Source organism: Ochrobactrum sp. BTU2, assembly GCF_024539785.1.
In the GTDB taxonomy this organism is placed as follows: domain Bacteria; phylum Pseudomonadota; class Alphaproteobacteria; order Rhizobiales; family Rhizobiaceae; genus Brucella; species Brucella anthropi.
Map to the genome: position 1 here is coordinate 1 of NZ_JAHWRG010000052.1, position 5,858 is coordinate 5,858.

The window sequence follows — 5,858 nt, forward strand, 5'->3', positions numbered from 1 at the left end:
AACTTCAATAAACAGGCAGACTGACCGGCATTCAGCACCCTCATATCACTACTATGTGCCCTCAAATGAGCGCTTACTTCGGTCTGCCTCGCTCGGCTCAGGAAGTCCACCGTCTCGGCGATGATCTCCGTGCTGTAGCGATCGACGCCGTCGCGATCGGTCCATTTCGTATAGTGGATGCGGCCGCGAACCAGAACCTTCATGCCCTTCTCGCAATGCTGCTGGATCGTCTTGCCGAGGCCGTTGAAGGCGGTGATACGGTGCCATTCGGTGTCCTGGACCCGGTAGCCGTCCTTGTCCCGGACCACCTTGCCTTCCGAATAGCGGGGGCGTGATGTTGCCAAGGTGAAGTGGGTGATGCTGGTGCCGCCATGAGTGTTGCGGGTTTCGGGGGCCTGGCCGATGTTGCCGGCAAGAATGACGATGTTCTGCATTTTCGTATCTCCGTTGCTCCTCGGAGGGACCATCCCTCCGACGAGACCCGGCCAAGGCCGTCGGGAGATGCCTGCACTGACGCTTTTAAGCGGCAGCTTGACCCGTAAGGCCCGGAGTGGGGCGGGCAGGCGCTTGCGCCAACTCGGTCCGGAGCCGCGCGGGTTGCGGTCAGAAACCGAACGGTCTTAGGGGATCAGTCAGTCGGAGGGATTGGTGCCTTTGAGAGCACAAACGGGGATGCGCAGCAGAACCATCGTCCTTGCTGGCAATAGCACCCTGACAGGCTCTGTGCCGAAACCCTCACACGCCAAGCATATCCGAAGGAACCCTTCACCGGCCACCGCGCTCCGTCCGCCGGAAGGCAGATCGGGACAAGGACGGCTATCGGGCCGCAGGTACTTGGCACTGTTCCCGCCTCGGCGTCTGAAGGTACGCCCAGCAGCATTGCGAGACGGCAATATGAAGGTGCTCACGGCTGCCTCGCTATACGAAGCGGACCAACCGCAACGGAGGTGACCACAATTCAGCGCATGGGATCACCATCCGATGATCGGCTTCCAGAGCCGGGCCAAGCAGACCGAAGATGACGGCCACCACGGCGCTGACTCAATCGTCCCGCTCTAAGCGGAGCCGAAGGCACGATGGCCTAAGCCACCACAGGTTTTCCATGGAGCGGTAGGTCGAGGCCGCATCAGCGTGAGAGAACTGCCGTGCCGAGCGCGTTGAGATCGAGCATCGCCGCGATGCCGATGAACAGGCCACCGGCGCCACCGAGCAGGTTCAAGGCGATCGTCGAATCGATAAAATTCTTCGTGACACCGTGAACGAGCGCATAGCCAGCGATGGTTGCCGGGATTGCGAATATGGCGAGCGCGGTCAGGCGCAAAGCCGGGTTCTTGGCAAAGCCCACGACGGCAATGACCAGCGCCACAGAAAGCACCGCCGTGCCGATGGCGGCGAAGCCCGACATCAGGAAGCCGGCTTCCATTCCATAGACATATTGGAAGGCGGTCAGCCCGACCATGAAGGGCAAAGCGTAGATTGCGAAATTGTAGGCGATGACGCAGAGCGTGATCGTCAGGGAGATGGCAAGCAGAATCAGCGTCATGGCAGCCTCCGCATAACGGTTGAGAACCAAGACAGGCTGCCGGGAAATACGCTCCGCCTGCGACTATGCCAATTCACCGTTGCTGCTAAGATGTTTCATTTGAACCCGAATACGGACTTACGTCAAGTAAAGGCGATTGAAACAGCCGCCGAGCGGCGGCGCTTTACGCGCCGCCGTCGAACTTCATGACCGGGATGCCAAGCTTCTTCGCCTTGTCGGCGAGATTGTCCTGAATCCCCGTACCGGGGAAGACGAGGACACCGACCGGCAGGGTGTCGAGCAAGGCGTCGTTTCGCTTGAAGGGCGCGGCCTTGCCATGCTTCGTCCAGTCGGGTTTGAAGGCGATCTGCGGCACCTTGCGGTGGTCGGCCCAGCGGGAGGCGATCAGTTCGGCACCCTTCGGCGTGCCGCCGTGCAACAGCACCATGTCGGGGTGCTTGGCATGGACCTGATCGAGCCGCCCCCAGATCAGCCGATGGTCATTGAAGTCGGCGCCGCCGGTCAGAGCAACCCTGGGGCCGGCGGGCAGCAGCAACTCCTTCTCAGCCCGGCGTTTCGCGGCAAGGAAGTCGCGGCTGTCGATCACCGCCGAGGTCAGATAGCGATGGTTGACCATCGAGCCGGTGCGCGGCCGCCAAGGCGTGCCGGTGTGGTGCTCGAAAGCTTCCGCCGAGAGGTCTCGGAAGAGTTCCAAGCTGTTGCGCCGCTCGATCAGGGTCTGGCCCTCTGCCGTGAGGCGTTCGAGTTCGACGCTCTTGACCTCGCTGCCATCCTGTTCCCTCTGAAGGCGGCGCTGTGCCTGCTCGTTATCGTCAAGCTCGCGCTCGACCCGGCCGGCGGCACGGTGAAAGAGGTTGACAGCCCCCCAAAGCAGATCGTCGAGGTCGGGTTCGAGGCGGGTGTCGCCGAGCGTAGCGAGAAGGGCGTCGAAGATGTCTGCGACTGCGGCGGCGACCATGGTGCCTTCCGGCAGCGGCCTTGGATCGGGTTCGTCCTGAAACGGGCGCCAGCCGTAGAGCTGGAGTTCGGTGAGGAGATGATCGGTGGAGGATGAGGTGTGGTCCGGTTCGAAGCCTGCGTTCTCGTCTTCGTTCATCATCGGGAGCGTCCTTTGTCTGGAGACCGCGCCCATCGCGGCCTTCGCAGGCGTCGAAGCTCACAGGCGGGACGGCCTGGCAGCCCTCGCGCTCCCGCGAGGGCCTTGATGGCAAAGGCCGGCTATTTTGCTTCGCGATGCAAAGCGTCCGCAGGACGCGGCGGAAAATAGTCGGCCGCCGCCATTGCCCGGCGGGCCAGCTTGTGAGCCGATCGCCCTCTCAGAAGGCCGTGGGCGCCGGCCTCTCCGACACGGGAAGGATGCTTCCAGTGATGAATGGAGGCGGCAGGCGAAGATGCCCTGGGGCCGCGCCTCATCCTCCACCGGTCGTCTCATCTCTCCATGAACCGGCTGACGTCTTCGGGATGAAGCTGATCCTTCAGAGCCGCCCGGAGGGCGTCGACGCCGCGCCAGCGCAGATCGTCGTTAAAGTCCCCGCCGATCGGCGACACCGGGATCGCCTCGATGCCGACGCTCGCTGCTCTGGTGATCAGGCTGTCTCTGGCACCGTCGCCGGCCGGGTCGCGATCACGCAGTACATAGAGCCGGCGCAACGTCGACGGGAACAGGATGGCAGCGAGGTGGGCGGCCGAGAGCGCCGCCATCATCGGCATGTGGGGCAGAACCATGCGGGGCGACAGCACGGTTTCGATTCCCTCTCCGGCGGCGAGCACCTCACCGGCCACCCCGAAGCAGACGCCGTGCCCGAAAAGGTCGCCCATCGCCCGTCTCGGCGTCTCAACAGGCGCCTTGCCCGAACCGTCCGGGGAAAGCCAGGTGCGGTGCGCACCGGTCTGCCGTCCGGCGAGATCGGTGACGGAAGCGACGATCGCCGGCCAGATCTCGGTGCGCGAATGCTCGTCGGGCCTGTAATAGCACTGCGGGTGGTAACGCAGCGCGGCGGTGCCAAAGAGCGACGTGATCGCCCTGCCTCCAAGGTAGATTTCCGCAAGGGTGCCGCCGATCGGCTGCGACATGGCGAAGAGGCGCCGTGACGCTTCAGGTGAACCAATGGCGATGCTTGACGTCTTGCCGGTCGGTGTTCTCGTCTTTTCCGGTTCGAGATGCGGGAGACTGAGGAACCGGCGTGCTTCCTCGGCCACATCCCTGAAGTCGACAAGGCCGAGCGCCTCGCGGATGACGTCGAGGAGGTCGCCGTGCTGTCCCGTCGCGCCATCGGTCCACTTTCCTGCCGGGCCTTTGGCGGTGTCCTTGAGACGGACATACAGCGAGCGTCCGGGGGTGTTTTGGACATCCCCGACCAGCCAGTAGTTGCCGGAGCGACGGCCGGAAGACAGGTATTCGCGGCAGACCGCCTCGGCCTGTCGGCCGAGACGGATTGCCAGATCGGAAGCATCGTGACGGGCCATCACGCCGCCTCCCGCTCGCCGATCCGCTCGACCGGATAGGTGCCGAGCAGCTTTGCGAGCACGGCGACGCCTGGGGCATCGACTGGCACGAAGAAGCGCAGTTTCCACGAGATGATCTCGGTGAAGAGACCATAGGCGCGCAGCCGCTCGCGCATGGCCTCGGTGAAGCCGGAAAGCTCGATCCGGTTGGCGTCCATGACACGAGCGCGGCGAAGCTGGAGGCCCTCGGTGAGATCAAGGATCGTCCGCCCCTCCATCAGCGCCGCATGGGCGTCCTCGGCGGACAGGCTGGTCGTTCCGGTCGCGGTGGCGTTCGCCGCCCAGGCCGGAGAGACGCGACGACCGATGATGCGCTCGCCGTCATCGGTCTGAAGCCGGTAAACGCGCGTCGATTCATTCGGCAGGCGTTTCCACACCGGCAGGAGGAGTCCGGCGACGACGTGAATGGTGCTGTCGGAATGGGTCGGAACCTCGGAGATTTCCCGGTTCCAGACCGCCGCGAAGGTTTCTCGATCGGTTTCTTCCCAGTGGCTTTCCGCCATCATCTTCAGCGAAGCGTGATAGTGCTCCATGGGCCGGATCAGCCGCACGCGCCGTTCGATCTCTCCGTCATCCAGCATGAGCGAAGGCGCTGGAACCTGCACGGCAGCCCGACCAGACTTGGCGTTGATCAACAGCTTGCCGAGATCATCGTCGGCATAGGCAAGAGCATCCGCCAGCGTCATCGGCCGGTTGTGCCGCCGCTCGGTGATGGTGAGCAGCCGCGTTTGCGCGCCCGTCGCCGGATGGGTGTAGATCGTCTTGCGGTCGATGACGACGAAGCTCTCCGCCGTCAGCGTTTCCAGCCCGACGTCATAGATGCCGCTGGCGATGGCACCCTGCACCTTGGCGTCGAGCAACTGCTCGAAGGCGGTGAACAGGATGCCCTGAAGCTCGATGGTGAGCGCGAGCAAGCGGTTGAGGAAAGTCGTGATGGGCGGCAACTCATCCTTGATGCCGTTGCTGTCCATTAGCTTCAGGCCGGTGGCTGCCTCGAAGCGATCCAGCGAGCAGCCCTCGATCTTGCCGCGAACCAGCAGGAGATAGAGCTGGCGCAGCGCGTTGCGGGCGTAGGTGCTTTCCAGATTGTCCTCTGGCCGGAACAGGCCCTGGCCGCCGGTCTGGCGTTGCCCGCGCGTGATCGCGCCGAGCGTATCGAGACGCCGGGCGATGGTGCTGAGGAAACGCTTCTCGGCCTTCACATCGGTCGCGATCGGACGGAACAAGGGCGGCTGCGCCTGGTTCGTCCGGTTGGTACGGCCGAGCCCCTGAATGGCGGCATCCGCCTTCCAGCCCGGTTCGAGGAGATAGTGGACGCGCAGGCGCCGGTTTCGCGCCGACAGCTCGGCATGATAGCTGCGCCCGGTACCGCCAGCGTCGGAGAAGACCAGGATGCGCTTCTGGTCGTCCATGAACGCGGCCGTTTCCGCCAGGTTGGCGGATGGGGCGCGGTTTTCGACGGCAAGGCGATCGCCCTTGCGGATGATCCGGCGGGAGCGTCCCGTCACCTCTGCCACCATGTCGGTGCCGAAGCGCTGGACGATCTGGTCGAGGGCACCGGGAACGGGCGGGAGCGAGGCGAGCCGCTCGATCAACTCGTCGCGGCGGGCAGCGGCTTCCCGGCTCTCGACGGGCTGACCGTCGCGATAGACCGGCCGCGACGACAGATTGCCCTCGCTGTCGGTGTAAGGCTCGTAGAGCTGCGTCGGGAAGCTGTGCGCGAGATAGTCGAGCACATAATATGCCGCGTCGGCATTATGCAGAGCACGGCGGGTCAAGTCTTTGATCTGCTTTTTCATTTCCTTATCTC

4 protein-coding genes and 1 pseudogene are annotated in these 5,858 nt (G+C 63.9%); all 5 read right to left on the bottom strand.

The window, feature by feature from the left end:
• Window positions 1-77 precede the first annotated feature (77 nt).
• A pseudogene (locus KWJ32_RS27660) lies at window positions 78-434 on the bottom strand (single-stranded DNA-binding protein); the annotation flags it as partial.
• A 692-nt stretch (window positions 435-1,126) separates the two neighbouring features.
• Window positions 1,127-1,543: a hypothetical protein gene (locus KWJ32_RS27665; RefSeq protein WP_097143001.1), complete on the bottom strand. Its 417-nt coding sequence runs from the start codon at window positions 1,541-1,543 to the stop codon at window positions 1,127-1,129.
• Between the two features lie 163 nt (window positions 1,544-1,706).
• Window positions 1,707-2,642 carry a DUF2493 domain-containing protein gene (locus KWJ32_RS27670; protein ID WP_097143020.1) on the bottom strand — a complete coding sequence of 312 codons (936 nt, stop codon included), beginning with the start codon at window positions 2,640-2,642 and terminating at the stop codon, window positions 1,707-1,709.
• 329 nt (window positions 2,643-2,971) lie between these two features.
• On the bottom strand, window positions 2,972-4,009 hold the full coding sequence (locus KWJ32_RS27675) for a toprim domain-containing protein (protein ID WP_097143002.1): 1,038 nt from the start codon (window positions 4,007-4,009) through the stop codon (window positions 2,972-2,974).
• Window positions 4,009-5,858 (bottom strand): strawberry notch C-terminal domain-containing protein (locus KWJ32_RS27680; protein ID WP_256886602.1); only part of this gene is annotated, 1,850 nt, incomplete at its 5' end. The genes KWJ32_RS27675 and KWJ32_RS27680, both read right to left, overlap by 1 nt.

Coding starts and splice junctions, on each gene's coding strand:
- KWJ32_RS27675 (WP_097143002.1), bottom strand. CDS start 4,009: ATGGCCCGTCACGATGCTTCCGATCTGGCAATCCGTCTCGGCCGACAG.
- KWJ32_RS27665 (WP_097143001.1), bottom strand. CDS start 1,543: ATGACGCTGATTCTGCTTGCCATCTCCCTGACGATCACGCTCTGCGTC.
- KWJ32_RS27670 (WP_097143020.1), bottom strand. CDS start 2,642: ATGATGAACGAAGACGAGAACGCAGGCTTCGAACCGGACCACACCTCA.